This window comes from Pseudomonas sp. S3E17, assembly GCF_024168685.1.
Lineage (GTDB): Bacteria > Pseudomonadota > Gammaproteobacteria > Pseudomonadales > Pseudomonadaceae > Aquipseudomonas > Aquipseudomonas marginalis.
Map to the genome: position 1 here is coordinate 2,171,862 of NZ_JALJWE010000001.1, position 25,981 is coordinate 2,197,842.

The 25,981-nt window shown below is 60.8% G+C and carries 22 protein-coding genes; 19 read left to right on the plus strand and 3 right to left on the minus strand.

Annotation, left to right across the window (positions count from 1 at the left end; genetic code table 11):
- Positions 1-44: 44 nt before the first annotated feature.
- Complete coding sequence (gene clpA, locus J3D60_RS09410; protein ID WP_027606339.1) at positions 45-2,315, minus strand: ATP-dependent Clp protease ATP-binding subunit ClpA; 2,271 nt, start codon at positions 2,313-2,315, stop codon at positions 45-47.
- A gap of 29 nt (positions 2,316-2,344) precedes the next feature.
- The gene (gene clpS / locus J3D60_RS09415; protein ID WP_253491079.1) at positions 2,345-2,713 is read right to left on the minus strand and encodes an ATP-dependent Clp protease adapter ClpS; all 369 of its coding nucleotides are present in this window, start codon (positions 2,711-2,713) and stop codon (positions 2,345-2,347) included.
- A 225-nt stretch (positions 2,714-2,938) separates the two neighbouring features.
- Between clpS and cspD the strand changes: the two genes are divergently transcribed.
- Entirely contained in the window at positions 2,939-3,247 is a 309-nt protein-coding gene (gene cspD / locus J3D60_RS31285; RefSeq protein ID WP_301294480.1) for a cold shock domain-containing protein CspD, read from the plus strand.
- A 68-nt stretch (positions 3,248-3,315) separates the two neighbouring features.
- Here the strand turns inward: cspD and icd are convergent, their stop codons facing one another.
- A complete protein-coding gene (icd, locus tag J3D60_RS09425) occupies positions 3,316-4,572 on the minus strand; it encodes an NADP-dependent isocitrate dehydrogenase (RefSeq protein WP_027606337.1) in 1,257 nt (418 codons plus the stop codon).
- Positions 4,573-5,065: 493 nt separating this feature from the next.
- Here icd and J3D60_RS09430 point away from each other — a divergent pair, with 493 nt between their 5' ends.
- From J3D60_RS09430 to nuoJ, 18 genes are all read left to right on the plus strand, one after another.
- Positions 5,066-7,291, plus strand: coding sequence for an NADP-dependent isocitrate dehydrogenase (locus tag J3D60_RS09430; protein WP_253491082.1), 2,226 nt, complete (start codon positions 5,066-5,068; stop codon positions 7,289-7,291).
- A gap of 160 nt (positions 7,292-7,451) precedes the next feature.
- On the plus strand, positions 7,452-7,898 hold the full coding sequence (locus tag J3D60_RS09435; protein WP_253491085.1) for an NUDIX hydrolase: 447 nt from the start codon (positions 7,452-7,454) through the stop codon (positions 7,896-7,898).
- A gap of 59 nt (positions 7,899-7,957) precedes the next feature.
- A complete protein-coding gene (gene mnmA / locus J3D60_RS09440) occupies positions 7,958-9,082 on the plus strand; it encodes a tRNA 2-thiouridine(34) synthase MnmA (RefSeq protein WP_065940069.1) in 1,125 nt (374 codons plus the stop codon).
- Positions 9,079-9,702 (plus strand): high frequency lysogenization protein HflD, encoded by a 624-nt coding sequence (gene hflD / locus J3D60_RS09445; RefSeq protein WP_027606331.1) that lies wholly within the window; start codon positions 9,079-9,081, stop codon positions 9,700-9,702. The genes mnmA and hflD overlap by 4 nt, the downstream gene beginning before the upstream one ends.
- 125 nt (positions 9,703-9,827) lie before the next feature.
- Positions 9,828-11,198, plus strand: coding sequence for an adenylosuccinate lyase (gene purB / locus J3D60_RS09450; protein WP_027606330.1), 1,371 nt, complete (start codon positions 9,828-9,830; stop codon positions 11,196-11,198).
- 84 nt (positions 11,199-11,282) lie between these two features.
- Complete coding sequence (locus J3D60_RS09455; RefSeq protein WP_027606329.1) at positions 11,283-12,449, plus strand: cupin domain-containing protein; 1,167 nt, start codon at positions 11,283-11,285, stop codon at positions 12,447-12,449.
- Positions 12,442-12,864, plus strand: a complete 423-nt coding sequence (locus tag J3D60_RS09460) for a GNAT family N-acetyltransferase (protein WP_027606328.1) — start codon at positions 12,442-12,444, stop codon at positions 12,862-12,864. The genes J3D60_RS09455 and J3D60_RS09460 overlap by 8 nt, the downstream gene beginning before the upstream one ends.
- Positions 12,865-13,094: 230 nt before the next feature.
- Positions 13,095-13,832, plus strand: coding sequence for a secretin N-terminal domain-containing protein (locus J3D60_RS09465; protein ID WP_253491088.1), 738 nt, complete (start codon positions 13,095-13,097; stop codon positions 13,830-13,832).
- Positions 13,833-14,325: 493 nt separating this feature from the next.
- Complete coding sequence (gene aceA, locus J3D60_RS09470; RefSeq protein ID WP_003219577.1) at positions 14,326-15,651, plus strand: isocitrate lyase; 1,326 nt, start codon at positions 14,326-14,328, stop codon at positions 15,649-15,651.
- A gap of 593 nt (positions 15,652-16,244) precedes the next feature.
- Complete coding sequence (locus J3D60_RS09475) at positions 16,245-16,658, plus strand: NADH-quinone oxidoreductase subunit A (RefSeq protein ID WP_003219575.1); 414 nt, start codon at positions 16,245-16,247, stop codon at positions 16,656-16,658.
- A gap of 10 nt (positions 16,659-16,668) precedes the next feature.
- The gene (locus tag J3D60_RS09480) at positions 16,669-17,343 is read left to right on the plus strand and encodes an NADH-quinone oxidoreductase subunit B family protein (RefSeq protein ID WP_003174719.1); all 675 of its coding nucleotides are present in this window, start codon (positions 16,669-16,671) and stop codon (positions 17,341-17,343) included.
- A gap of 72 nt (positions 17,344-17,415) precedes the next feature.
- Positions 17,416-19,200, plus strand: coding sequence for an NADH-quinone oxidoreductase subunit C/D (nuoC, locus tag J3D60_RS09485; protein ID WP_092488806.1), 1,785 nt, complete (start codon positions 17,416-17,418; stop codon positions 19,198-19,200).
- Positions 19,201-19,202: 2 nt separating this feature from the next.
- Positions 19,203-19,700: an NADH-quinone oxidoreductase subunit NuoE gene (nuoE, locus tag J3D60_RS09490; RefSeq protein ID WP_010566874.1), complete on the plus strand. Its 498-nt coding sequence runs from the start codon at positions 19,203-19,205 to the stop codon at positions 19,698-19,700.
- The gene (gene nuoF / locus J3D60_RS09495; protein ID WP_027606325.1) at positions 19,697-21,052 is read left to right on the plus strand and encodes an NADH-quinone oxidoreductase subunit NuoF; all 1,356 of its coding nucleotides are present in this window, start codon (positions 19,697-19,699) and stop codon (positions 21,050-21,052) included. The genes nuoE and nuoF overlap by 4 nt, the downstream gene beginning before the upstream one ends.
- A 135-nt stretch (positions 21,053-21,187) precedes the next feature.
- Positions 21,188-23,902: an NADH-quinone oxidoreductase subunit NuoG gene (gene nuoG / locus J3D60_RS09500; RefSeq protein ID WP_253491091.1), complete on the plus strand. Its 2,715-nt coding sequence runs from the start codon at positions 21,188-21,190 to the stop codon at positions 23,900-23,902.
- Positions 23,899-24,906: an NADH-quinone oxidoreductase subunit NuoH gene (gene nuoH, locus J3D60_RS09505; protein WP_017137518.1), complete on the plus strand. Its 1,008-nt coding sequence runs from the start codon at positions 23,899-23,901 to the stop codon at positions 24,904-24,906. The genes nuoG and nuoH overlap by 4 nt, the downstream gene beginning before the upstream one ends.
- A gap of 11 nt (positions 24,907-24,917) precedes the next feature.
- Entirely contained in the window at positions 24,918-25,466 is a 549-nt protein-coding gene (gene nuoI / locus J3D60_RS09510; RefSeq protein WP_003174725.1) for an NADH-quinone oxidoreductase subunit NuoI, read from the plus strand.
- A 9-nt stretch (positions 25,467-25,475) separates the two neighbouring features.
- The gene (gene nuoJ, locus J3D60_RS09515; protein ID WP_003174726.1) at positions 25,476-25,979 is read left to right on the plus strand and encodes an NADH-quinone oxidoreductase subunit J; all 504 of its coding nucleotides are present in this window, start codon (positions 25,476-25,478) and stop codon (positions 25,977-25,979) included.
- Positions 25,980-25,981 lie beyond the last annotated feature (2 nt).

The following is a 25,981-nucleotide window of genomic DNA, read 5'->3' on the forward strand; positions in this document are numbered from 1 at the left end:
GCAAAAAGGCGCCTTTCGGCGCCTTTTGCGTTGTTACAGAACGATCAGGCCATTTCAGCCGTGGTTTCGAACTCGAAGGTCAGCTCGCCATCCTTCAGGTCGATATGCACCACGCCACCATGGTCGGAAAGCTCGCCAAACAGGATCTCTTCGGCCAGCGGCCGCTTGATCTTGTCCTGGATCAGACGCGCCATCGGGCGAGCGCCCATTGCCGCATCGTAGCCACCTTCGGCGATCCAGCTGCGTGCCGCTTCCGTGACATCCAGCTGCACGCGCTTGTCTTCCAACTGCGCCTGAAGCTCGGTAAGGAACTTGTCCACCACACTCTTGATGACCTCATGGCTGAGGCGACCAAACTGGATAATGGTGTCCAGGCGGTTGCGGAACTCCGGCGTGAAGCTCTTCTTGATCACTTCCATCGCATCGGACGAGTGATCCTGGTGGGTAAAGCCGATCGAAGCCCGCGCGGCCGTCTCGGCACCGGCGTTGGTGGTCATGATCAGGATGACATTGCGGAAGTCCGCCTTGCGCCCGTTGTTGTCGGTCAGGGTCCCGTGGTCCATCACCTGCAGCAGCAGGTTGAAGACTTCCGGATGGGCCTTCTCGATTTCATCGAGCAGCAGTACGCAATGGGGCTGCTTGGTAATCGCTTCGGTCAACAGGCCGCCCTGGTCGAAACCGACATAGCCCGGAGGCGCACCGATCAGGCGCGACACGGTGTGACGCTCCATGTATTCGGACATGTCGAAGCGCACCAGCTCGATCCCCATGGCCTTGGCCAATTGCCGTGCCGCCTCGGTCTTGCCGACACCGGTAGGACCGGCGAACAGGAACGAACCGACGGGCTTGTCCGGCGATTTGAGGCCCGCACGCGACAGCTTGATCGCGGTGGACAGCGCGTCGATTGCTGCGTCCTGGCCGAACACGGTGAGCTTGAGGTCGCGCTCCAGGTTACGCAGCAGCTCCTTGTCGGAACTGTTGACGTGTTTTGGTGGAATCCGCGCGATCTTCGCGACAATGTCCTCGACCTGAGGCACGTCGATGCGCTTAACACGCTTCTCGACCGGCTGCAGGCGTTGGTAGGCCCCGGCCTCGTCGATCACATCGATGGCCTTGTCCGGCATGTGCCGGTCATTGATGTAGCGCGACGCCAACTCGGCGGCCGCACGCAGCGCCTCATCGGTGTACTCGATGCCGTGGTGCGCTTCAAACCGCCCCTTGAGCCCGCGCAGGATGCCGATGGTATCTTCGACCGACGGCTCGGACACGTCGACTTTCTGGAAGCGACGCGCCAGGGCACGGTCTTTCTCGAAGATGCCGCGGAATTCCTGGAAGGTGGTCGAACCGATGCAGCGGATATCACCCGACGACAGCAATGGCTTGAGCAGGTTGGAAGCGTCCATCACCCCACCGGATGCCGCACCGGCACCAATGATGGTGTGGATCTCGTCGATGAACAGGATCGCCTGCGGGCGTTTTTTCAGCTCGCCGAGCAGGGCCTTGAAGCGCTTCTCGAAATCGCCACGGTACTTGGTCCCGGCGAGCAACGCGCCCAGGTCAAGGGAGTAGACGACACTGTTGGCCAGCAGGTCCGGCACCTGGTTGTCGACGATGCGCTTGGCCAGGCCTTCGGCAATCGCGGTCTTGCCCACGCCCGCCTCACCCACCAGCAACGGGTTGTTCTTGCGACGGCGCGCCAGGATCTGCGCTACACGCTCGACCTCAAGCTCACGCCCCACCAGCGGATCGATCCGCCCCTGGCGCGCCAGCTCGTTGAGGTTGCTGGCATAGGCATCCAGCGGGTTGCTTGAAGAAGAAGACTCACCGCCCTCGTCGTCCTGCATATCCTGCTCACCCTCGGAATGATCGCCGTGCCCAGGCACCTTGGAGATACCGTGGGCGATGTAGTTGACGACATCGATACGGGCAACGCTCTGCTGCTTGAGCAGGAACACTGCCTGGCTTTCCTGTTCGCTGAAGATCGCCACAAGCACATTGGCGCCTGTGACTTCACGCTTACCGGAGCTCTGTACGTGGAAAACAGCACGTTGCAATACCCGCTGGAAGCCCAGGGTTGGCTGGGTCTCACGGTCCTCGTCATGCACGGGGATCAGTGGCGTGGTGGAGTCGATAAACTCCTGCAGGTCATGCTTGAGCTTGTCGAGGTTGGCGCCGCACGCACGCAGAACCGTGGCGGCAGCTTCGTTATCCAAAAGTGCCAGCAGCAGGTGTTCGACGGTCATGAACTCATGACGCTTCGAACGAGCCTCCTTGAAGGCAAGATTGAGGGTGACTTCGAGCTCGCGGTTTAACATAGCTTCACCTCATACCCAAGTGGTCGGCGTTAACCGTCCTTCTCGATTTCACAGAGTAGCGGATGCTGGCTTTCCCTGGCGTACTGGTTGACCTGCATGGCCTTTGTCTCGGCGATGTCACGGGTAAACACTCCACATACTGCCCGTCCTTCTGTGTGAACGGCCAGCATTACCTTGGTCGCCAACTCGCGGTTCAGGTTAAAAAACACCTCGAGCACTTCGACCACGAAATCCATCGGTGTGTAGTCATCGTTGAACAAAACCACCTTGTACATCGGCGGCGCCTGTACAGCAGGCTTGGCCTCCTGAACAGCAATGCCTGCAGAACCGTCGTCATCGTGTTCGTGATCCGGTCGATCCTGATTGAATGTTAGTCGAATCTGGCTGATTGCATGCATGGAAAGAAAGGTTCGTCAGTGGTTCAAATACAGTGGTGGGGGCGACCTGTCAGAATTTCAACTCCTGACCACCCGGTCGCCTTGACTATCGGCAAATCGGTGTTACAACCAATAGAACCCACAGTGGGTAAAAAAGGTCCGCGCAGTCAACCTTATTTATTCGGGTTAGGACGGATAAACTGGATGATACTCCAGTGATGGAGTCTGGTGCAGAGGGATATGGGTATGTCTGGCGTCAAGATCAGTGGCAAGGTCAAGTGGTTCAACAATGCCAAAGGGTATGGTTTTGTTGTAGAGGACGGGAAGTCCGAAGATCTCTTTGCGCATTATTCAGCGATCAACATGGAAGGATACAAGACGCTGAAGGCGGGCCAACCTGTGGAGTTTGAAATCATTCAAGGACCGAAAGGGCTGCACGCCGTCGAAATTTGTGCAGCCTGCGCAGTTACACCCGAAAAAGCCCACGACGAAACACATGAAACGAAGCGCAAAACAGAACAGCCCACTCAACCAAAAAAGAAACAAACGGCCTGATCTGCTTTTGAGTAACAGCCTGTAAAAAAACCGGCCATCCTGAATGGCCGGTTTTTTATAACGCTGACTTACATATGCGAAATCAGCGCATCCCCAAAGCCCGACGACGACACCAGCTTCGCACCGTCCATCAGGCGCTCGAAGTCATAGGTCACGGTCTTGGCCGAGATAGCGCCGTTGGTGCCCTTGATGATCAGGTCGGCCGCTTCGGTCCAGCCCATATGACGCAGCATCATTTCCGCCGACAGGATCAATGAGCCCGGGTTGACCTGGTCCTTGCCCGCATACTTGGGCGCAGTGCCGTGGGTGGCCTCGAACATGGCCACGGTGTCGGACAGGTTGGCACCCGGCGCAATCCCGATACCACCCACCTCCGCCGCCAGGGCGTCGGACAGGTAGTCGCCGTTCAGGTTAAGGGTCGCGATCACGTCATACTCGGCCGGACGCAACAGGATCTGCTGGAGCATGGCATCGGCGATGGCATCCTTGACCACCACATTCTTGCCGGTCTTCGGGTTCTTGAACTGCATCCACGGGCCGCCATCCAGCAGGGTCGCACCGAACTCTTCAGCCGCCACTTCGTAGGCCCATTCCTTGAAGGCGCCTTCGGTGAACTTCATGATGTTGCCCTTGTGCACGATGGTCAACGAGTCGCGATCGTTATCCACTACATATTGCAGGGCCTTGCGCGCCAGGCGCTTGGTGCCTTCCAGCGATACCGGCTTGATCCCAATGCCGCAATCCTGGTCGAAACGAATCTTGGTGACGCCCATTTCCTCCTTGAGGAACTTGATGACCTTGGTCGCTTCCGGCGAGCCGGCCTTCCACTCGATCCCGGCGTAAATGTCTTCGGAGTTTTCGCGAAAGATGGTCATGTCCACGTCGCCTGGCTTCTTGACCGGGCTGGGCACACCTTCGAACCAGCGCACCGGGCGCAGGCAGACGTAGAGGTCGAGTTGCTGACGCAGGGCCACATTCAGCGAACGAATGCCGCCGCCTACCGGAGTGGTCAGCGGGCCCTTGATGGACACCACGTAATCCTTGACCGCATCCAGGGTTTCCTGGGGCAGCCAGGTGTCCTGGTCGTAGACCTGGGTCGCTTTCTCGCCGGCGTACACCTCCATCCAGGAGATCTTGCGCTTGCCGCCGTAGGCCTTTTCAACAGCTGCGTCGACCACCTTGATCATCACCGGGCTGATGTCGACGCCAATACCGTCACCTTCGATATACGGGATGATCGGTTGGTCAGGAACATTGAGAGAATGGTCCGCATTGACGGTGATTTTGTCGCCGACTGCCGGAACCTGAATCTTCTTGTATCCCATGCTGAACTCCATCTATGGATTGAACATCTGGCTGCGTTCGAGCCTACTCCAGATAAATGGCGACTGAAACCTCGCGCCATGCTCATTTGCATCGAAAACAGCATAAATTGTCGCCTACAAGCCTGAAAGCAAAGGGAAAAGCGCCAATCTTGAGCACTTCGTGCGACTTTAGGCGTAACCCGGCACCTGCGACCTTTAGACCAATGGACGACACACCTTTTGTATGAAGGCTCGGCGTAAGCATAGCGACCTATGTATAATGCCGCCGCTGACCAAAGAGTCACGATGGCAGACCGCTCTGGAACAGGGCCCTCCGCTACAAAGCAGGACTAATACAATAGTCCACCCGCTTGACGCTCGACTGATGCAACCCAACATCACCGCGAAGAAACCTCGACCTTTCGCTCATGGATGACTTTGAACGAACGCGCTCCACCCGGCGCATCTCGAGTTTCTGCGCACGCTTTCAGCAAAGAAGAGAGTTAATCCGAATATGCCCACCCGCTCGAAGATCATCTACACCTTCACCGACGAAGCTCCAGCCCTCGCCACCTATTCACTGCTGCCTATCGTAGAGGCCTTCACCGCTTCCGCTGATATTGCCGTGGAAACCCGCGACATCTCCCTCGCAGGGCGCATCCTCGCAAGCTTCCCCGAGCAACTGGGCACCAAGGCCGTACCGGACCACCTCGCCGAACTGGGCGACCTGGCCGTTACCCCTGAAGCCAACATCATCAAGTTGCCTAATATCAGCGCCTCGACCCCGCAGCTGCAAGCCGCGATCAAGGAACTGCAGGCCCAGGGCTACGCCCTGCCGGACTACCCGGAAACCGTAACCACCGACGCGGAAAAAGAAACCCGTGCACGTTACGACAAGGTCAAGGGCAGCGCCGTGAACCCGGTACTGCGCGAAGGCAACTCCGACCGCCGCGCGCCGCTGTCGGTCAAGAACTACGCTCGCAAGCACCCGCACAAGATGGGCGCCTGGGCTGCGGACTCCAAGTCCCACGTTGCCCACATGAGCAACGGCGACTTCTACGGCAGCGAAAAATCCGTACAGATCGAAGCGGCTGACGCTGTCAAAATCGAGCTGGTCGCCCAGGACGGCACCACCACCGTCCTGAAAGAAAAGACCACCGTCAAGGCCGGCGAAATCATCGACAGCGCGGTACTGAGCAAGAACGCCCTGCGCAGCTTCATCGCCGCTGAAATCGAAGACGCCAAGAAACAAGGCGTGCTGCTGTCGGTCCACCTGAAAGCCACCATGATGAAGGTCTCCGACCCGATCATGTTCGGCCAGATCGTTGCCGAGTTCTATAAAGACGCCCTGGCCAAGCACGCAGACGTGCTGGCACAGATCGGCTTCAACCTGAACAACGGCATCGGCGACCTGTACGCCCGCATCAAGGCCCTGCCGGCCGAGCAACAAGCCCAGATCGAAGCTGACATCCAGGCGGTCTACGCCGCTCGCCCTTCCCTGGCGATGGTCAACTCCGACAAAGGCATCACCAACCTGCACGTGCCGAGCGACGTCATCGTCGACGCCTCGATGCCGGCCATGATCCGTGACTCCGGCAAGATGTGGGGCACCGACGGCCAGCTGCACGACACCAAGGCCGTGATCCCGGATCGCTGCTACGCCACCATCTACCAGGCGGTGATCGAAGAGTGCAAGGCCAACGGCGCCTTCGACCCTACCACCATGGGCAGCGTGCCGAACGTTGGCCTGATGGCGAAAAAAGCCGAAGAGTACGGCTCCCACGACAAGACGTTCCAAGTCAAGGCTGACGGCGTCGTCCGCGTCACCGACAGCAAGGGCAACCTGCTGATGGAACAGAAAGTCGAGGCGGGCGACATCTTCCGCATGTGCCAAACCCAAGACGCGCCGATCCAGGACTGGGTCAAGCTGGCCGTCAACCGTGCCCGCGCCAGCAACACCCCGGCCATCTTCTGGCTGGACCCCAAGCGTGCACACGACGGCGTCGTGGTCGAGAAAGTCCAGGCCTACCTGAAAGACCACAACACCGAAGGCCTGGACATCCGCATCATGTCGCCGGTCGACGCGATGAAGTTCACCCTGGAACGTACCCGCAAGGGCCTGGACACCATCTCGGTGACCGGCAACGTCCTGCGTGACTACCTGACCGACCTGTTCCCGATCATGGAGCTGGGCACCAGCGCCAAGATGCTGTCCATCGTGCCGCTGATGAATGGCGGCGGCCTGTTCGAAACCGGCGCCGGCGGTTCGGCGCCGAAGCACGTGCAACAGCTGCTGGAAGAGAACTTCCTGCGCTGGGATTCCCTTGGCGAGTTCCTGGCCCTGGCCGCTTCCCTCGAGCATTTGGGTGTGACGTACAACAACCCTAAAGCCCTGGTGCTGTCCAAGACCCTGGACCAGGCCACCGGCCAGTTCCTCGACAACAACAAGTCGCCATCGCGCAAAGTCGGCAACATCGACAACCGCGGCAGCCACTTCTACCTGGCGCTGTACTGGGCCCAGGCCCTGGCCGCCCAGACCGAAGACACGGCACTGCAAGGCCAATTCAGCGAACTGGCCAAGACCCTGGCCGCGAACGAAGCAACCATCGTTGCCGAGCTCAATGCCGTACAGGGCAAGCCAGTGGACATCGGCGGCTACTACGCGCCGAACCCGGAGCTGACCAGCAAGGCCATGCGCCCAAGCAACACCCTCAACGCGGCAATTGCCAAGTTGAAGTAAGGTTGTAAGGATGCAAAGAAGCCCCGGCCCTGCGCCGGGGTTTCTGTTTCTACCGCTCAACAGAAGAAACCGGATTCAATGTGGGAGAGTGCTTGCCCCTCCCACACTGGCCGCAATTCTGCCCAAACACCGCGTCATATCTTGAATCGAGCCCCCCCCCATGACCTGGCAACCCCACATCACCGTCGCCACCATCGTCGAAGATAACGGCAAATTCCTGATGGTCGAAGAACTCAAGGGCGGCCGCGCCGTGCTCAACCAGCCTGCCGGCCACCTCGACCCAGATGAGACCCTGACCGAGGCCGCCGTGCGCGAAACCCTCGAGGAAACCGGCTGGGACGTGGAAGCCACCGGCATCGTCGGCATCTACCTGTACACCGCACCCAGCAACGGGGTTACCTATCAACGCGTCTGCTTTATTGCCAAGGCACTGAAACACCATACGGACTATCAACTGGACGAAGGCATCCTGCGCGCCCGCTGGCTGAGCCGTGACGAGCTGATGGCCGTGCGCGACGCCTGGCGCAGCGAGCTGATCATCCGCTGTATCGATGATTATCTGGCCGGTCAGCGTCACAGCCTGGAATTGATCCGCCCTTCTCTTTAGCCTTGCGGGCACAGGCCTGTTAGAATCGCGTCCTTTTTCAAGACACCCGTTGAAACCCTATGCGTGATCCAGCCCCTTCTGACACACAAAAGAAGCGCGTCATCGTCGGCATGTCCGGCGGCGTGGACTCTTCCGTTTCCGCCGTTCTGCTCATGGAGCAGGGTTATGAGGTGGAAGGCCTGTTCATGAAGAACTGGGAAGAAGACGATGGAACGGAATATTGCACCGCCATGGACGACCTGGCGGACGCCCAGGCCGTGTGCGACAAAATTGGCATCAAGCTGCACACCGCCAACTTCGCCGCCGAGTACTGGGACAACGTGTTCGAGCACTTCCTGGCCGAATACAAGGCCGGTCGCACGCCGAACCCGGACATCCTGTGCAACCGCGAAATCAAGTTCAAGGCGTTCCTCGACTACGCCATGATCCTTGGCGCCGATTTGATTGCCACTGGCCACTACGTGCGCCGCCGCGACATCGATGGCCGCACCGAACTGCTCAAGGGCCTGGACCCGAACAAGGACCAGAGCTACTTCCTGCACGCCGTCGGCGGTGAACAGATCGCCAAGACCCTGTTCCCGGTGGGCGAGCTGGAAAAGCCCGAAGTCCGCAGGATCGCCGAGCAACACGGCCTGGCGACCGCCAAGAAGAAAGATTCCACCGGGATCTGCTTTATCGGCGAGCGCCGCTTCAGCGACTTCCTCAAGCAGTACCTGCCGGCGCAGCCGGGCGAGATCAAGACCACCGACGGCGAAGTGATCGGCCGTCACCATGGCTTGATGTACCACACCATCGGCCAGCGCCAGGGCCTGGGCATCGGCGGCTTGAAGGATGCCGGCGAAGAGCCGTGGTACGTGCTGGTCAAGGACCTGGAGCACAACGTGCTGATCGTCGGCCAGGGCAATGAACACCCGCTGCTGTTCTCGGGCGCACTGCTGGCCTCGGAGATCTATTGGGTCAACCCGATCGACCTGAGCGCCCCGCGCCGCCTGACGGCCAAGGTACGCTATCGCCAGAGCGACCAGCCCTGCACCCTGGAAAAAACCGCGACGGGCTACCGCGCCACCTTTGATGACCCGCAACGTGCGGTCACCCCTGGCCAGTCCGTGGTGTTCTATGACGGCGAAATCTGCCTGGGCGGCGGCGTGATTGAAGTCGCCGAAGCCTGGAGCAACCCGGCATGAGCCCGACCCAGGAGCAATTGACGGCACTCGGCGGGGTATTTCTTTCCGCCGTGCTGGTGGACAAGATCGCCAAGACCGGCCAGGTCACCGAAGCCGGCCTGACCTGCATGCTCGGCAGCCTGCTGATCCGCGACCCCAAGGACACCCTGGAAGTCTACGGCGGCGACGACCTCGCACTGCGTGAAGGTTATCGCGCCCTGATCGGCGCCCTGGAGCGCGACCCCAGCACCTTGCAGCGCGAGCCGCTGCGCTACGCCCTGTCGATGCTCGGCCTCGAGCGCCAGCTGGCCAAGCGCGAAGACATGCTGGAAACCATCGGCAAACGCCTGCCACAGATCCAGTCCCAGGTAGAACACTTCGGCCCGGCCCACGAAAACGTGATCGCCGCCTGCGGTGCGCTGTACCAGGACACCTTGAGCACCTTGCGCCAACGCATCCAGGTGCACGGCGACATGCGCAACCTGCAGCAACCGAACAACGCCTCGAAAATCCGCGCACTGCTGCTGGCAGGTATTCGTTCGGCACGGTTGTGGCGGCAATTGGGCGGTCATCGTTGGCAGCTGGTGATCAGCCGACGCAAATTGCTCAAAGAGCTTTACCCGTTGATGCGCAACGAATAAGTCGCACCGACAGGCTACTTTCAAGCCGTTACGCGTAATACGCCGGTCAGTTGGCAACGGACCGGCGGATTTTTTCATGTATGATACGCGCCCCATTTCGTTGCCCGACTGTCCGAGAACACCCCATGCAGCTCTCTTCGCTCACTGCGGTTTCCCCTGTTGACGGCCGCTACGCCGGCAAAACCCAGGCCCTGCGCCCTATTTTCAGCGAATACGGCCTGATCCGTGCTCGTGTACTGGTTGAAGTCCGCTGGCTCCAGCGCCTGGCCGCTCACCCCGCCATCAGCGAAGTGCCGGCGTTCTCCGCCGAAGCCAACGCTGTGCTCGATGCCCTGGCGGACAACTTCTCCCTGGAGCACGCCGAGCGTGTGAAAGAGATCGAGCGCACCACCAACCACGACGTCAAGGCCATCGAATACCTGCTCAAGGAGCAGGCGGCCAAGTTGCCGGAACTGGCCCAGGTCAGCGAATTCATCCACTTTGCCTGCACCAGCGAGGACATCAACAACCTGTCCCACGCCCTGATGTTGCGCGAAGGCCGTGATGACGTGATGCTGCCACTGATGCGCCAGACCGCCGAAGCCATCCGCGAGCTGGCCATCCGTTTCGCCGACGTGCCGATGCTGTCGCGTACCCACGGCCAGCCGGCGTCGCCGACTACCCTGGGCAAAGAACTCGCCAACGTGGTGTACCGCCTGGAGCGCCAGATCGCTCAAGTCGCAGCAGTCCCACTGCTGGGCAAGATCAACGGCGCTGTCGGCAACTACAACGCCCACCTGTCGGCCTACCCGGAGATCGACTGGGAAGCCAACGCCCGCGCCTTCATCGAAGACGAACTGGGCCTGGGCTTCAACCCATACACCACGCAGATCGAACCCCACGACTACATCGCCGAACTGTTCGACGCCATTGCGCGCTTCAACACCATCCTGATCGACTTCGATCGCGATATCTGGGGCTACATCTCCCTGGGCTACTTCAAGCAGCGCACCATTGCCGGTGAAATCGGTTCGTCGACCATGCCGCACAAGGTCAACCCGATCGACTTCGAAAACTCCGAAGGCAACCTCGGCATCGCCAACGCCCTGTTCCAGCACCTGGCCAGCAAGTTGCCGATCTCCCGCTGGCAGCGCGACCTGACCGACTCCACCGTACTGCGCAACCTCGGCGTGGGCTTTGCCCACAGCGTGATCGCGTACGAAGCCAGCCTCAAAGGCATCAGCAAACTGGAGCTCAACGCGCAGAAAATCGCCGCTGACCTGGACGCGTGCTGGGAAGTACTGGCCGAGCCGATCCAGACCGTGATGCGCCGCTACAACATCGAAAACCCTTACGAGAAGCTGAAAGAGTTGACCCGTGGCAAGGGCATCAGCCCTGAAGCACTGCAAACTTTCATCGACGGCCTGGACATGCCAGCCGCGGCCAAGGCCGAGCTGAAACTGCTCACCCCGGCCAACTACATCGGCAACGCTGTAGAGCAAGCCAAGCGCATCTGATTCGCGCAAGCCCCCTTGAGACGCCCGGCCGCGCCGGGCGTTTTTATTTCAGTCTGAAAAGTGCTTTTTTTCAATAGGTTACACATGAATCCTGATATCCCTCTTCAACTTCTGGGCGGCATCACGGCACGGGAATTCCTGCGCGACTACTGGCAGAAAAAACCGCTGCTGATCCGCCAGGCGATCCCTGACTTCGAAAGCCCGATCGACGCCGACGAACTCGCCGGCCTGGCCCTGGAAGAAGAAGTCGAATCGCGCCTGGTGATCGAGCACGGCGAGCGCCCGTGGGAACTGCGCCGCGGCCCGTTCGCCGAAGACGCCTTCAGCACCCTGCCTGAACGTGAGTGGACCCTGCTGGTACAGGCGGTCGACCAGTTCGTGCCGGAAGTGGCCGAGTTGCTGGAGCAGTTCCGCTTCCTGCCAAGCTGGCGCATCGACGACGTGATGATCAGCTTTGCCGCACCCGGTGGCAGCGTAGGCCCGCACTTCGACAACTACGACGTATTCCTGCTGCAAGCCCAGGGCAAGCGCAACTGGAAGATCGGCCAGATGTGCAGCTCCGAAAGCCCACTGCTGCAACACGCCGACCTGCGCATCCTCGCCGAATTCGAAGAAAGCGCCGAATGGGTGCTGGAACCGGGCGACATGCTCTACCTGCCGCCACGCCTGGCGCATTTCGGCATCGCCGAAGATGACTGCATGACGTACTCGGTGGGCTTTCGCGCCCCAAGCGCCGCTGAAGTACTGACCCACTTCACCGACTTCCTCGCCCAGTACCTGACCGACGAAGAGCGCTACACCGACGCCGACGCGCAGCCGGTCAGCGACCCGCACCAGATCCAGAGCGACGCCCTCGACCGCCTCAAGAGCCTGCTGGCCGAGCACATGAGCGACGAACGCATGCTGCTGACCTGGTTCGGCCAATTCATGACCGAGCCGCGCTACCCGGAACTGGTGGCGGGCGAAGAACTGGGCGAAGACGACTTCATCAACAGCCTGCAGGACGGCGCGATCCTGGTGCGCAACCCAAGCGCGCGCATGGCCTGGTCGGAAGTCGACGATGACGTCCTGCTGTTCGCCAGCGGCCAGAGCCGTTACCTGCCGGGCAAACTGCGCGAACTGCTGAAACTGGTCTGCGCCGCCGATGCCCTGCACGCCGAAAACCTCGGCGAATGGCTGCTGGACGAAGACGCCCGTGACCTGCTGTGCGAGCTGGTCAAGCAAGGAAGCCTGGGGTTTGCCGATGAATAGGATTCACGTAGGTGTCGCGGACTGGCATAAGGATATCGCCGAGATTCGGCGCATTCGTGAAGCGGTATTTATCGCTGAACAATCGGTTCCACCTGAGCTTGAGTGGGATGCGGACGACGCAGACGCAGTGCATTTCCTTGCATTCGAAGGCGACTTTCCGATTGGCACCGCGCGCCTGCTGCCCAGCGGCGAGATCGGCCGGGTGTCGGTGCTCAAGGACTGGCGCGGGCTGAAGGTCGGCGACAAGCTGATGGAAGCGGTGATCGGCGTGGCCGAGCAACGTGGCCAGACCAAGCAGTTCCTGAGTGCGCAGGTGTATGCGGCGCCGTTCTATGAGCGACTGGGCTTCAAGATCGTCAGCGAGGAATTCCTGGAAGTCGGGATTCCCCATGTCGATATGGTGCGCGGGGGCTGATCCCTGCTGTAAGGGCTTGCCCGTGGTGAGCGGGCTTGCCCCGCGCTGGGCTGCGCAGCAGCCCCAAACCAAACGCCGCATTCTTTCCGTAAGAACGCGGCGTTTTTTATAGGGGCTGCTACGCAGCCCAGCGCGGGGCAAGCCCGCTCACCACAGGCAAGCCCGCTCACTACACCCCAGGCCGACAAACTGGCACTATCAAGCCTAACCGACTCGCAGAGATAACGGACATGTCCCTACGCACCCTGCTCACCGCCCTCCTCCTCACCGCCAGCTGCTCGGCAATGGCCGACACCGAAGTCGTCAACCTGAGCAACCGCACCAGCACCGACCTGCTCCCGGTTGCACAGAACTTCATCGGCAAGGACGGCACCGTCAGCGCCTACGGCAACCAGCTTATCGTTAACGCCGCCCCCGGCAAGATCCAGGACCTGCGCGCGCTGCTCGCCCAGCTGGACACACCGGCCAAGCGCCTGCTGATCACCGTCGATACCAATGAAAACAACCAGCAGAACAGCGGCGACAGCCAGACCCGTATCATCAGCTACGGTACCGCCAGCCGTGACGGCGGCATCCAGCAGATCCAGGCCAGCGAAGGCGTGCCCGCGCTGATCCAGGTCGGCCAAAGCGTGCCAATGACCACCACTCAGCCTGACGCCTACGGTCGCCCGCAGAACCAGACCCAGTACCGCAACGTCACCCAGGGCTTCTATGTCACCGCCAGCGTCACCGGCGAGACCGTGCACCTGGCGATCAGTACCAATCGTGACCGCATGAGCCAGGAACGTCCCGATGTAGTGAATGTGCAAAGTACCGACACAACCGTCAGCGGGCGCCTTGGCGAATGGATCCCCCTGGCCGGCATCAACCGCGAGACCCAGGCCGACAAATCCTCCACAACCCGCAGCTACTCTACCCAGGGCCGCGATGACCTGACATTGCGGGTCAAGGTCGACACCCTGAACTGAAGCACCAAAAACTGACTGATGAGTCGTATTAGACTAAAGATGTAGTGCCTGAAAAAAAGCACTACAAAACATTTGACGATCCAAAAAAGCATGGGCATGATGGCCTCGCTCCCGCTAATCAGGGGCCCTGGCAAGGGCCTTCGGATCGCCGCTCCAAGCTACCCACCCGAGCCGATTCGTGTCTGTACCGCCCACAAGGTGTGTTTGACGAGGTTGCGACTGGAACGAAGTTGTCCCGAGGGACGGAAGCTAACCAGGTAACCCGGCTACACACTGATGAATCGTACAAAGGCCCACGATGCCCGAAGACCGTTCGCAGTTCGCCCTTACCTGCTCAACTCCCCCTTGAGCCATCGTTCATCCCGTCGCCTGCCCCGCCGAACTTGACTTGAACACCTGAGCTTCTGGTCAGCGAGCAGCCATAACCACGCATTCACTACGTGGCTGGCAAATGGAATTTTCCACCTAGACCTATGCGACGAGGTTTTCCCCCATGGCACTGACACGCGAACAGCAAATTGCAGCCCTCGAGAAAGACTGGGCTGAAAACCCACGCTGGAAAGGCGTAACCCGCGCTTATTCCGCTGCTGACGTCGTCCGCCTGCGTGGCTCGGTTCAACCTGAGCACACCTTTGCAAAACTCGGCGCCGAGAAGCTGTGGAAGCTGGTCACCCAAGGTGCCAAGCCGTCCTTCCGCCCCGAGAAAGATTTCGTCAACTGCATGGGCGCCCTCACTGGCGGCCAGGCAGTCCAACAGGTGAAAGCCGGTATCCAGGCAATCTACCTGTCCGGCTGGCAAGTGGCAGCGGACAACAACTCCGCTGAGTCCATGTACCCCGACCAATCGCTGTACCCGGTGGACTCCGTGCCGACCGTGGTCAAGCGCATCAACAACTCGTTCCGTCGTGCCGACCAGATCCAGTGGAAAGCCGGTAAAGGCCCTGGTGATGAAGGCTACATCGACTACTTCGCGCCCATCGTGGCAGACGCCGAAGCCGGTTTCGGCGGCGTACTGAACGCCTACGAGCTGATGAAGAGCATGATCGAGGCTGGCGCGGCCGGCGTGCACTTCGAAGACCAACTGGCGTCGGTGAAGAAATGCGGCCACATGGGCGGCAAGGTACTGGTACCGACCCAGGAAGCCGTACAGAAGCTGACCGCTGCGCGCCTGGCGGCTGACGTTGCCGGCACGCCGACCATCATCCTGGCCCGTACCGATGCCAACGCTGCAGACCTGCTGACTTCGGACTGCGACCCGTACGACCAGCCGTTCGTGACGGGCGAACGTACCCAGGAAGGTTTCTACAAAGTGCGCGCCGGTCTCGACCAGGCCATCGCCCGCGGCCTGGCCTACGCGCCGTACGCCGACCTGATCTGGTGCGAAACCGCCAAGCCGGACCTGGACGAAGCCCGCCGCTTTGCCGAAGCGATCAAGAAGGAATACCCGGACCAGCTGCTGTCCTACAACTGCTCGCCTTCCTTCAACTGGAAAAAGAACCTGGACGACGCGACCATCGCCAAGTTCCAGCGCGAACTGTCCGCCATGGGCTACAAGCACCAGTTCATCACCCTGGCCGGCATTCACAACATGTGGCACAGCATGTTCAACCTGGCGCACGACTACGCCCGCAACGACATGACTGCCTACGTGAAGCTGCAGGAACAGGAATTCGCTGACGCCGCCAAGGGCTACACCTTTGTGGCCCACCAGCAGGAAGTCGGCACCGGCTACTTCGACGACATGACCACCGTGATCCAGGGCGGCACCTCGTCCGTGACCGCGCTGACCGGTTCGACCGAAGAAGAGCAGTTCCACTGATCGATGTGAGTACACGGCCACGGCGGACCCGTTAAAGAGCTAACCGCAGTGCCGCACGACAATCACGCCCCGACTGGTTCGGGGCGTTTTTTTTGCCGGTACACATCACGCTGACTCACCAAAGCCAAATGTTGGAGGAGGCAACCCCTCCCACATGAGGAACCCTCGCAACCTGAAGATTTTGTACAAAACCTTGATCCAGAGCGGTATTCGCAGCAGATAAATCAGTTAAAAGATCCGCTCCAACAACTCGCGCTAATCAGGCAAGTAACGGCAACTTACTCCGCTGTATGAGAAACAATCGCTTAAACCCCATGCAAACAATATTCATTATCATTTAGAGCCTAAAAACTTCGTTACAGGTTAAACAAAACACATTTGATCAAATGCCCGCTAATGCCCGCCCCGCAAGGGCTACAGCCCCAAGAAGGTGCACTATGTGCTTATTCCATCGAATAATTTCGCCCTAGGAATTTTACTTGCCCGGTGTTTAGCCATAAAATCACCGCGATTGATTGCAGTGCGACATATCGTCACTGCATCGTTACTTTTTCGAGCTCAGAGACCTTTGCTCTCTGTTAAGGATTTCCAGCATGACCGAAGCGACAGGACTCATGGCCCACAACTGGGGCTTTGCCATTTTCCTCCTCGGTGTTGTCGGCCTTTGCGCCTTCATGCTCGGTGTGTCCAGCCTCCTCGGGTCAAAAGCCTGGGGCCGCAGCAAGAATGAACCGTTCGAATCCGGCATGCTGCCTACAGGTGGCGCCCGCTTGCGGCTCTCAGCCAAATTCTATCTGGTCGCGATGCTCTTCGTGATCTTCGACATCGAAGCCCTCTTTCTCTTTGCCTGGTCTGTGTCCGTCCGCGAAAGCGGCTGGACCGGATTCGTCGAAGCCCTCGTTTTCATAGCAATTCTGTTGGCAGGCCTTGTCTACCTATTTCGAGTGGGCGCCCTTGACTGGGCTCCGGAAGCTCGTCGTAAGCGGCAAGCGAAGCTGAAACAATGAGGCTTTGGCGATGCAATACAATCTCACCAGGATCGACCCGGATGCTCCTAACGAGCAGTACCCCATCGGCGAACGGGAAACCGTTTCCGATCCGTTAGAAGACCAAGTCCACAAGAACATCTACATGGGCAAGCTCGAAGACGTGCTGAGTGGCGCGGTCAACTGGGGACGTAAGAACTCCCTGTGGCCGTACAACTTCGGCCTTTCGTGCTGCTACGTGGAAATGACCACCGCCTTCACGGCGCCCCACGACATCGCGCGCTTTGGCGCCGAAGTTATCCGGGCATCACCGCGCCAGGCGGATTTCATGGTTATCGCCGGTACCTGCTTTATCAAGATGGCGCCGATCATTCAGCGTCTCTACGAGCAAATGCTCGAGCCGAAGTGGGTTATCTCCATGGGTTCGTGCGCCAACTCCGGTGGCATGTACGACATCTACTCCGTGGTTCAGGGGGTGGACAAGTTCCTGCCCGTGGACGTCTACGTGCCTGGCTGCCCGCCCCGCCCCGAAGCATTCCTGCAAGGCTTGATGCTGTTGCAGGAATCGATTGGCAAGGAGCGTCGCCCGCTTTCCTGGGTCGTCGGCGATCAAGGCGTGTACCGCGCCGAGATGCCGTCGCAAAAGGAACAGCGCCGCGAACAGCGAATCGCAGTCACCAACCTGCGCAGCCCCGACGAAGTCTGATCCAGCCCCGCTTCTTTTATAGAACGAAAACCTGGCTTCATTCTTTACGTTGACCGAAAGCGATAAAAAACCATGACTACAGGCAGTGCTCTGTACATCCCGCCTTATAAGGCAGACGACCAGGATGTGGTCGTCGAACTCAATAACCGTTTTGGCCCTGACGCCTTCACCGCCCAGGCCACACGCACCGGTATGCCGGTGCTGTGGGTGGCGCGTGCCAGGCTCGTCGAAGTCCTGACCTTCCTGCGCAACCTGCCCAAGCCGTACGTCATGCTCTATGACCTGCATGGCGTGGACGAGCGCCTGCGCACCAAGCGCCAGGGCCTGCCGAGCGGCGCCGATTTCACCGTGTTCTATCACTTGCTGTCGATCGAACGTAACAGCGACGTGATGATCAAGGTCGCACTGTCCGAGAGCGACCTGAGCGTGCCGACCGTGACCGGTATCTGGCCGAACGCCAGCTGGTACGAGCGCGAAGTCTGGGACATGTTCGGTATCGACTTCCCGGGCCACCCGCACCTGACGCGCATCATGATGCCGCCAACGTGGGAAGGTCACCCGCTGCGCAAGGACTTCCCTGCCCGCGCCACCGAATTCGACCCGTTCAGCCTCAACCTCGCCAAGCAGCAGCTTGAAGAAGAGGCCGCGCGCTTCCGTCCGGAAGACTGGGGCATGAAGCGCTCCGGCACCAACGAGGACTACATGTTCCTCAACCTGGGCCCGAACCACCCTTCGGCCCACGGTGCCTTCCGCATCATCCTGCAACTGGACGGCGAAGAAATCGTCGACTGCGTACCGGACATCGGCTACCACCACCGTGGTGCCGAGAAGATGGCCGAGCGTCAGTCGTGGCACAGCTTCATCCCGTACACCGACCGTATCGACTACCTCGGCGGCGTGATGAACAACCTGCCGTACGTGCTCTCGGTCGAGAAGCTGGCCGGCATCAAGGTCCCGGACCGCGTCGACACCATCCGCATCATGATGGCCGAGTTCTTCCGGATCACCAGCCACCTGCTGTTCCTGGGTACCTATATCCAGGACGTCGGCGCCATGACCCCGGTGTTCTTCACCTTCACCGACCGTCAGCGCGCCTACAAGGTCATCGAAGCCATCACCGGTTTCCGCCTGCACCCGGCCTGGTACCGCATCGGCGGCGTCGCCCACGACCTGCCGAATGGCTGGGAACGCCTGGTCAAGGAATTCATCGACTGGATGCCCAAGCGCCTGGACGAATACCAGAAGGCTGCGTTGGATAACAGCATCCTCAAGGGCCGTACCATCGGCGTCGCCCAGTACAACACCAAAGAGGCCCTGGAATGGGGCGTCACCGGTGCCGGCCTGCGTTCGACCGGTTGCGATTTCGACCTGCGCAAGGCGCGTCCGTACTCGGGCTACGAAAACTTCGAGTTCGAAGTCCCCCTGGCCGCCAATGGCGATGCCTACGACCGTTGCATCGTGCGCGTCGAAGAAATGCGCCAGAGCCTGAAGATCATCGAGCAGTGCATGCGCAACATGCCGGCCGGCCCGTACAAGGCGGATCACCCGCTGACCACGCCGCCGCCGAAAGAGCGCACGCTGCAGCACATCGAAACCCTGATCACGCACTTCCTGCAGGTTTCGTGGGGCCCGGTAATGCCGGCCAACGAATCCTTCCAGATGATCGAAGCGACCAAGGGTATCAACAGTTATTACCTGACGAGCGATGGCGGCACCATGAGCTACCGCACCCGGATACGTACCCCAAGCTTCGCCCACTTGCAGCAGATCCCTTCGGTGATCAAAGGCGAGATGGTCGCGGACTTGATTGCGTACCTGGGTAGTATCGATTTCGTTATGGCCGACGTGGACCGCTAAGCATGAACAGCACGCTTATCCAGACAGACCGTTTCACCTTGAGTGAAACCGAGCGCTCGGCCATCGAGCACGAGCTGCATCACTACGAAGACCCGCGCGCGGCGTCGATCGAAGCCTTGAAGATCGTCCAGAAGGAACGTGGCTGGGTGCCGGACGGCGCCCTCTACGCCATCGGCGAGATCCTCGGCATTCCCGCCAGCGACGTTGAAGGCGTGGCGACGTTCTACAGCCAGATCTTCCGCCAGCCGGTCGGCCGCCACATCATTCGCGTGTGCGACAGCATGGTCTGCTACATCGGTGGCCACGAATCAGTGGTCAGCGAGATCCAGGCCAAGCTGGGCATCGGCCTCGGCCAGACCACCCCGGACGGCCGCTTCACGCTGCTGCCGGTGTGCTGCCTGGGCAACTGCGACAAGGCGCCGGCGTTGATGATCGACGACGACACATTCGGTGACGTGCAGCCTGCTGGCGTGACCCAATTGCTCGAGGGCTACCCATGACCCTGACTTCCTTCGGCCCGGCCAACCTGATCAAGCGTTCGGCCGAGACCCACCCGCTGACCTGGCGCCTGCGTGACGACGGCGAGCCGGTATGGCTTGACGAGTACCAGGCCAAGAACGGCTACGCCGCTGCGCGCAAGGCCTTCGCCGACATGGCCCAGGACGACATCGTCCAGACCGTGAAGGACGCCGGCCTCAAGGGTCGCGGCGGTGCAGGCTTCCCCACCGGTGTTAAGTGGGGCCTGATGCCCAAAGACGAATCCATCAACATCCGCTACCTGCTGTGCAACGCGGATGAAATGGAACCCAACACCTGGAAAGACCGCATGCTGATGGAGCAACTGCCCCATCTGCTGATCGAAGGCATGCTGATCAGCGCCCGCGCGCTGAAAACCTACCGTGGCTACATCTTCCTGCGCGGCGAATACACCACCGCCGCCAAGCACCTCAACCGTGCCGTGGCAGAAGCCAAGGCCGCAGGCCTGCTGGGCAAGAACATCCTCGGTTCGGGCTTTGACTTCGAACTGTTCGTGCACACCGGCGCCGGGCGTTACATCTGCGGCGAAGAAACCGCACTGATCAACTCCCTCGAAGGCCGCCGCGCCAACCCGCGCTCCAAGCCGCCCTTCCCTGCCGCCGTGGGCGTGTGGGGCAAGCCGACCTGCGTGAACAACGTCGAGACCCTGTGCAACGTGCCGGCGATCATCGCCGACGGCGTGGACTGGTACAAATCGTTGGCCCGCGAAGGCAGCGAAGACATGGGCACCAAGCTCATGGGCTTCTCCGGCAAGGTCAAGAACCCTGGCCTGTGGGAGCTGCCGTTCGGCGTGACCGCACGCGAGCTGTTCGAGGACTACGCCGGCGGCATGCGCGACGGCTACACCCTCAAGGCCTGGCAGCCAGGCGGCGCCGGCACCGGCTTCCTGCTCCCCGAGCACCTCGACGCACAGATGTATGCCGGCGGCATCGGCAAGGTGGGCACCCGGATGGGTACCGGCCTGGCGATGGCGGTGGACAACACCGTGAACATGGTCTCGCTGCTGCGCAACATGGAGCAGTTCTTTGCCCGTGAATCCTGCGGCTTCTGCACCCCATGCCGCGACGGCCTGCCGTGGAGCGTCAAGCTGCTGATGGCCCTGGAAAACGGCGAAGGCCGCGAGGGTGATATCGAAACCCTGCTGGGCCTGGTCGGTTTCCTCGGCCCAGGCAAGACCTTCTGTGCTCACGCACCGGGCGCCGTGGAGCCATTGGGCAGCGCAATCAAATACTTCCGCTCGGAGTTCGAAGCCGGCATCGCGCCCACCAGCGCCGCCGTCCCGCCTCTGGCAAGGCCGATCGTAGTCGGCGCGTAACGCTTAAACAGGCGAAGGGTCCGTGCCCTTCGCCTGCTCATGTGCTGACGCCGTGAAGGCTGTGTAGATGCACATGAATAACAAGATTCCATTAGCCACGCCCGCTGACAACGGGCCAACGAAGAACTTTGAACCATGGCCACTATCCACGTAGACGGCAAAGCGCTCGAAGTCGATGGGGCGGACAACCTGTTACAGGCGTGTCTGTCGCTCGGCCTCGACATCCCGTATTTCTGCTGGCACCCCGCGCTTGGTAGCGTCGGTGCCTGTCGCCAGTGTGCGGTCAAGCAGTACACCGACGAAAACGACACCCGTGGTCGTATCGTCATGTCCTGCATGACCCCAGCCACCGACAACACCTGGATCTCCATCGACGATGAAGAATCCAAGGCGTTCCGCGCCAGCGTTGTCGAATGGCTGATGACCAACCACCCCCACGACTGCCCGGTCTGTGAGGAAGGCGGTCACTGCCACCTGCAAGACATGACGGTGATGACCGGCCACAACGAGCGCCGCTATCGCTTCACCAAGCGTACCCACCAGAACCAGCAGCTGGGCCCGTTCATTTCCCACGAAATGAACCGCTGCATCGCCTGCTACCGCTGCGTACGCTTCTATAAGGACTACGCCGGCGGCACCGACCTCGGCGTATTCGGCGCCCACGACAACGTGTACTTCGGTCGCGTTGAAGACGGCGTGCTCGAAAGCGAGTTCTCCGGCAACCTCACCGAGGTCTGCCCGACCGGTGTATTCACCGACAAGACTCACTCCGAGCGCTACAACCGTAAGTGGGACATGCAGTTCTCGCCAAGCATCTGCCATGGCTGCTCGAGCGGTTGCAACATCTCCCCGGGCGAGCGCTACGGCGAACTGCGTCGCATCGAAAACCGCTTCAACGGTTCGGTCAACCAGTACTTCCTGTGCGACCGTGGCCGTTTCGGCTATGGCTACGTCAACCGCGAAGACCGCCCACGCCAGCCACTGCTGGCCGATGGCGCCAAGCTGAGCCTGGACGCGGCGCTGGACAAAGCCGCCGACCTGCTGCGCGGCCGCAACATCGTCGGTATCGGCTCGCCCCGCGCCAGCCTCGAAAGCAACTACGCGTTGCGCGAGCTGGTGGGTGCCGAGCACTTCTACTCCGGTATCGAAGCCGGTGAGCTGGAGCGCATCCGCCTGGTCCTGCAGGTGCTGAACGACAGCCCGCTGCCGGTGCCGAACATGCGCGACATCGAAGACCACGATGCCATCTTCGTGCTCGGTGAAGACCTGACCCAGACCGCCGCGCGTATCGCGCTGTCCCTGCGTCAATCGGTCAAAGGCAAGGCCGAAGACATGGCCGACGCCATGCGCGTACAGCCTTGGCTCGACGCTGCGGTGAAAAACATCGGCCAGCACGCGCTGAACCCGCTGTTTATCGCCAGCCTGACGGAAACCAAGCTCGACGACATCGCCGAAGAATGCGTCCACGCCGCACCGGACGACCTGGCCCGCATCGGTTTCGCCGTGGCCCACGCCCTCGACGCCAGCGCACCAGCGGTCGAAGGCCTGGACACTGAAGCCGTCGAACTGGCCCAGCGTATTGCCGACGCCCTGCTGGCAGCCAAGCGTCCATTGATCATTGCCGGTACCTCGTTGGGTTCCAAGGCCTTGATCGAAGCCGCCGCCAACATCGCCAAGGCCTTGAAGCTGCGCGACAAGAACGGTTCCATCAGCCTGGTGGTGCCGGAAGCCAATAGCCTCGGCCTGGCCATGCTCGGTGGCGAGTCCCTGGACGCGGCCCTGCAAACCGTGATCGACGGCACCGCCGATGCGATCGTGGTGCTGGAAAACGACCTGTACACCCGCACCGACGCCGCCAAGGTTGACGCTGCGCTGAATGCCGCCAAGGTCCTGATCGTCGCCGACCACCAGAAGACCGCCACCAGCGATCGCGCCGACCTGGTACTGCCGGCCGCCACCTTCGCCGAAGGCGACGGCACCCTGGTCAGCCAGGAAGGTCGTGCCCAGCGCTTCTTCCAGGTGTTCGATCCGAAGTACATGGACGCCAGCATCCTGGTTCACGAAGGCTGGCGCTGGCTGCATGCCCTGCGCGCGACCCTGCTGAACCAGCCGATCGACTGGACCCAGCTCGACCACGTCACCGCCGCAGCCGCCGCGAGCGCGCCGCAGCTGGCGCGTATCGTCGACGCCGCACCGTCCGCCGCGTTCCGCATCAAGGGCATGAAGCTCGCCCGTGAGCCGCTGCGTTATTCCGGTCGTACCGCCATGCGCGCCGACATCAGCGTGCACGAACCGCGTACCCCGCAAGACAACGACACCGCATTCGCCTTCTCCATGGAAGGTTACTCGGGTTCGGTCGAGCCACGTCAGCAGGTGCCGTTTGCCTGGTCGCCGGGCTGGAACTCGCCACAGGCCTGGAACAAGTTCCAGGACGAAGTCGGTGGTCACATCCGCGCCGGCGACCCGGGCACCCGCCTGATCGAAACCCAGGGCGACGCGCTGAACTGGTTCGCTGCGGTGCCGCGTCCGTTCAACCCGGCCCAGGGCACCTGGCAGGTTGTGCCGTTCTTCCACCTGTTCGGCAGCGAAGAGACCTCTTCCAAGGCCGCGCCGGTACAAGAGCGCATTCCCGAAGCCTACGTGTCCGTGGCCAAGTCCGAAGCCGACCGCCTGGGCGTCAACGACGGCGCCCTGCTCAGCGTGACCGTGGCCGGCCAGACCCTGCGTCTGCCGCTGCGTATCAACGAAGAGCTGGGTGCCGGCTTGGTTGCCCTGCCTAAAGGCCTCGCCGGCATCCCGCCGGCGATCTTCGGCAAAACCGTTGACGGTCTGCAGGAGGCAGCGCAATGACCTGGTTCACCCCTGAAGTGATCGACGTGATCATCTCGGTCGTCAAGGCCATCGTGATCCTGTTGGCCGTGGTCGTCGCGGGCGCCCTGCTCAGCTTCGTCGAACGTCGCCTGCTGGGCTGGTGGCAGGACCGTTACGGTCCGAACCGCGTTGGCCCGTTCGGTATGTTCCAGATCGCCGCCGACATGCTGAAGATGTTCTTCAAGGAAGACTGGACCCCGCCGTTTGCCGACAAGGTGATCTTCACCCTGGCACCGGTCGTGGCCATGAGCGCCTTGCTGATCGCCTTCGCGATCATCCCGATCACCCCGACCTGGGGCGTGGCGGACCTGAACATCGGCTTGCTGTTCTTCTTCGCCATGGCCGGCCTGTCGGTCTACGCGGTGCTGTTCGCCGGCTGGTCGAGCAACAACAAGTTCGCCCTGCTGGGCAGCCTGCGGGCCTCGGCCCAGACCGTGTCCTACGAAGTGTTCATGGGCCTCGCGCTGATGGGCATCGTGGTGCAGGTCGGCTCGTTCAACATGCGCGACATCGTCGAGTACCAGGCGCAGAACCTGTGGTTCATCATTCCGCAGTTCTTCGGCTTCTGTACCTTCTTCATCGCCGGCGTCGCCGTGACCCACCGTCACCCGTTCGACCAGCCGGAAGCGGAACAGGAACTGGCCGACGGTTACCACATTGAATACGCCGGCATGAAATGGGGCATGTTCTTCGTCGGTGAATACATCGGCATCATCTTGATCTCGGCCCTGCTGGTCACGCTGTTCTTCGGCGGCTGGCACGGTCCGTTCGGCATCCTGCCACAGCTGGCGTTCTTCTGGTTCTTCCTGAAGACCGCGTTCTTCATCATGCTGTTTATCCTGCTGCGCGCTTCCATTCCGCGTCCACGATACGACCAGGTGATGGATTTCAGCTGGCGCTTCTGCCTGCCGCTGACCCTGATCAATTTGCTGGTGACTGCTGCCGTTGTGTTGTTGAACACGCCAGCGGGCGCGGTTCAGTGAGGATTTGACCCATGTTCAAATATATTGGCGACATCGTTAAGGGTACCGGTACCCAGTTGCGAAGCCTGGTGATGGTGTTCGGTCATGGCTTCCGTAAACGCGACACCCTGCAATACCCGGAAGAAGCGGTGTACCTGCCGCCGCGCTATCGCGGCCGCATCGTGCTGACCCGCGACCCCGATGGCGAAGAGCGTTGCGTAGCCTGCAACCTGTGCGCCGTGGCGTGCCCGGTGGGTTGCATCTCCCTGCAGAAAGCTGAAACCGAAGACGGTCGCTGGTACCCGGACTTCTTCCGCATCAACTTCTCGCGCTGCATTTTCTGCGGCCTCTGCGAGGAAGCTTGCCCGACCACCGCGATCCAGCTCACACCGGATTTCGAGATGGCCGAGTTCAAACGTCAGGACCTGGTGTACGAGAAAGAAGATCTTTTGATCTCTGGTCCCGGTAAAAACCCTGATTACAACTTCTATCGTGTTGCAGGTATGGCCGTTGCCGGTAAGCCGAAAGGCGCCGCACAAAACGAAGCCGAGCCGATCAACGTGAAGAGCTTGCTGCCTTAAGGAAGAAAGATGGAATTCGCTTTCTATTTCGCATCGGGTATCGCGGTTGTGTCCACGCTTCGCGTGATCACCAACACCAACCCCGTGCACGCCCTGCTCTACCTGATCATTTCGCTGATCGCCGTGGCCATGACCTTCTTCAGCCTCGGCGCGCCGTTTGCCGGTGTGCTGGAAGTGATCGCCTACGCCGGCGCCATCATGGTGCTGTTCGTGTTTGTGGTGATGATGCTCAACCTCGGGCCGGCCTCGGTCGCCCAGGAACGCGTCTGGCTCAAGCCCGGCATCTGGCTCGGCCCGGTTGTCCTCGCAGCGCTGCTGCTGGGTGAACTGCTGTATGTGCTGTTCGCTCACCAGAGCGGCCAGGCCATCGGCCATACCACCGTGGACGCGAAAGCCGTGGGCATCAGCCTGTTCGGCCCGTACCTGCTGGTGGTCGAACTGGCTTCGATGCTGCTGCTCGCCGCAGCCATCACCGCCTTCCACTTGGGCCGCAACGAAGCCAAGGAGCAATGACG

What these genes read in the sequence shown, in the direction of transcription:
- clpA (WP_027606339.1), bottom strand. Translation starts at nt 2,315, where the DNA reads ATGTTAAACCGCGAGCTCGAAGTCACCCTCAATCTTGCCTTCAAGGAG.
- clpS (WP_253491079.1), bottom strand. Translation starts at nt 2,713, where the DNA reads ATGCATGCAATCAGCCAGATTCGACTAACATTCAATCAGGATCGACCG.
- cspD (WP_301294480.1), top strand. Translation starts at nt 2,939, where the DNA reads ATGTCTGGCGTCAAGATCAGTGGCAAGGTCAAGTGGTTCAACAATGCC.
- icd (WP_027606337.1), bottom strand. Translation starts at nt 4,572, where the DNA reads ATGGGATACAAGAAGATTCAGGTTCCGGCAGTCGGCGACAAAATCACC.
- J3D60_RS09430 (WP_253491082.1), top strand. Translation starts at nt 5,066, where the DNA reads ATGCCCACCCGCTCGAAGATCATCTACACCTTCACCGACGAAGCTCCA.
- J3D60_RS09435 (WP_253491085.1), top strand. Translation starts at nt 7,452, where the DNA reads ATGACCTGGCAACCCCACATCACCGTCGCCACCATCGTCGAAGATAAC.
- mnmA (WP_065940069.1), top strand. Translation starts at nt 7,958, where the DNA reads ATGCGTGATCCAGCCCCTTCTGACACACAAAAGAAGCGCGTCATCGTC.
- hflD (WP_027606331.1), top strand. Translation starts at nt 9,079, where the DNA reads ATGAGCCCGACCCAGGAGCAATTGACGGCACTCGGCGGGGTATTTCTT.
- purB (WP_027606330.1), top strand. Translation starts at nt 9,828, where the DNA reads ATGCAGCTCTCTTCGCTCACTGCGGTTTCCCCTGTTGACGGCCGCTAC.
- J3D60_RS09455 (WP_027606329.1), top strand. Translation starts at nt 11,283, where the DNA reads ATGAATCCTGATATCCCTCTTCAACTTCTGGGCGGCATCACGGCACGG.
- J3D60_RS09460 (WP_027606328.1), top strand. Translation starts at nt 12,442, where the DNA reads ATGAATAGGATTCACGTAGGTGTCGCGGACTGGCATAAGGATATCGCC.
- J3D60_RS09465 (WP_253491088.1), top strand. Translation starts at nt 13,095, where the DNA reads ATGTCCCTACGCACCCTGCTCACCGCCCTCCTCCTCACCGCCAGCTGC.
- aceA (WP_003219577.1), top strand. Translation starts at nt 14,326, where the DNA reads ATGGCACTGACACGCGAACAGCAAATTGCAGCCCTCGAGAAAGACTGG.
- J3D60_RS09475 (WP_003219575.1), top strand. Translation starts at nt 16,245, where the DNA reads ATGACCGAAGCGACAGGACTCATGGCCCACAACTGGGGCTTTGCCATT.
- J3D60_RS09480 (WP_003174719.1), top strand. Translation starts at nt 16,669, where the DNA reads ATGCAATACAATCTCACCAGGATCGACCCGGATGCTCCTAACGAGCAG.
- nuoC (WP_092488806.1), top strand. Translation starts at nt 17,416, where the DNA reads ATGACTACAGGCAGTGCTCTGTACATCCCGCCTTATAAGGCAGACGAC.
- nuoE (WP_010566874.1), top strand. Translation starts at nt 19,203, where the DNA reads ATGAACAGCACGCTTATCCAGACAGACCGTTTCACCTTGAGTGAAACC.
- nuoF (WP_027606325.1), top strand. Translation starts at nt 19,697, where the DNA reads ATGACCCTGACTTCCTTCGGCCCGGCCAACCTGATCAAGCGTTCGGCC.
- nuoG (WP_253491091.1), top strand. Translation starts at nt 21,188, where the DNA reads ATGGCCACTATCCACGTAGACGGCAAAGCGCTCGAAGTCGATGGGGCG.
- nuoH (WP_017137518.1), top strand. Translation starts at nt 23,899, where the DNA reads ATGACCTGGTTCACCCCTGAAGTGATCGACGTGATCATCTCGGTCGTC.
- nuoI (WP_003174725.1), top strand. Translation starts at nt 24,918, where the DNA reads ATGTTCAAATATATTGGCGACATCGTTAAGGGTACCGGTACCCAGTTG.
- nuoJ (WP_003174726.1), top strand. Translation starts at nt 25,476, where the DNA reads ATGGAATTCGCTTTCTATTTCGCATCGGGTATCGCGGTTGTGTCCACG.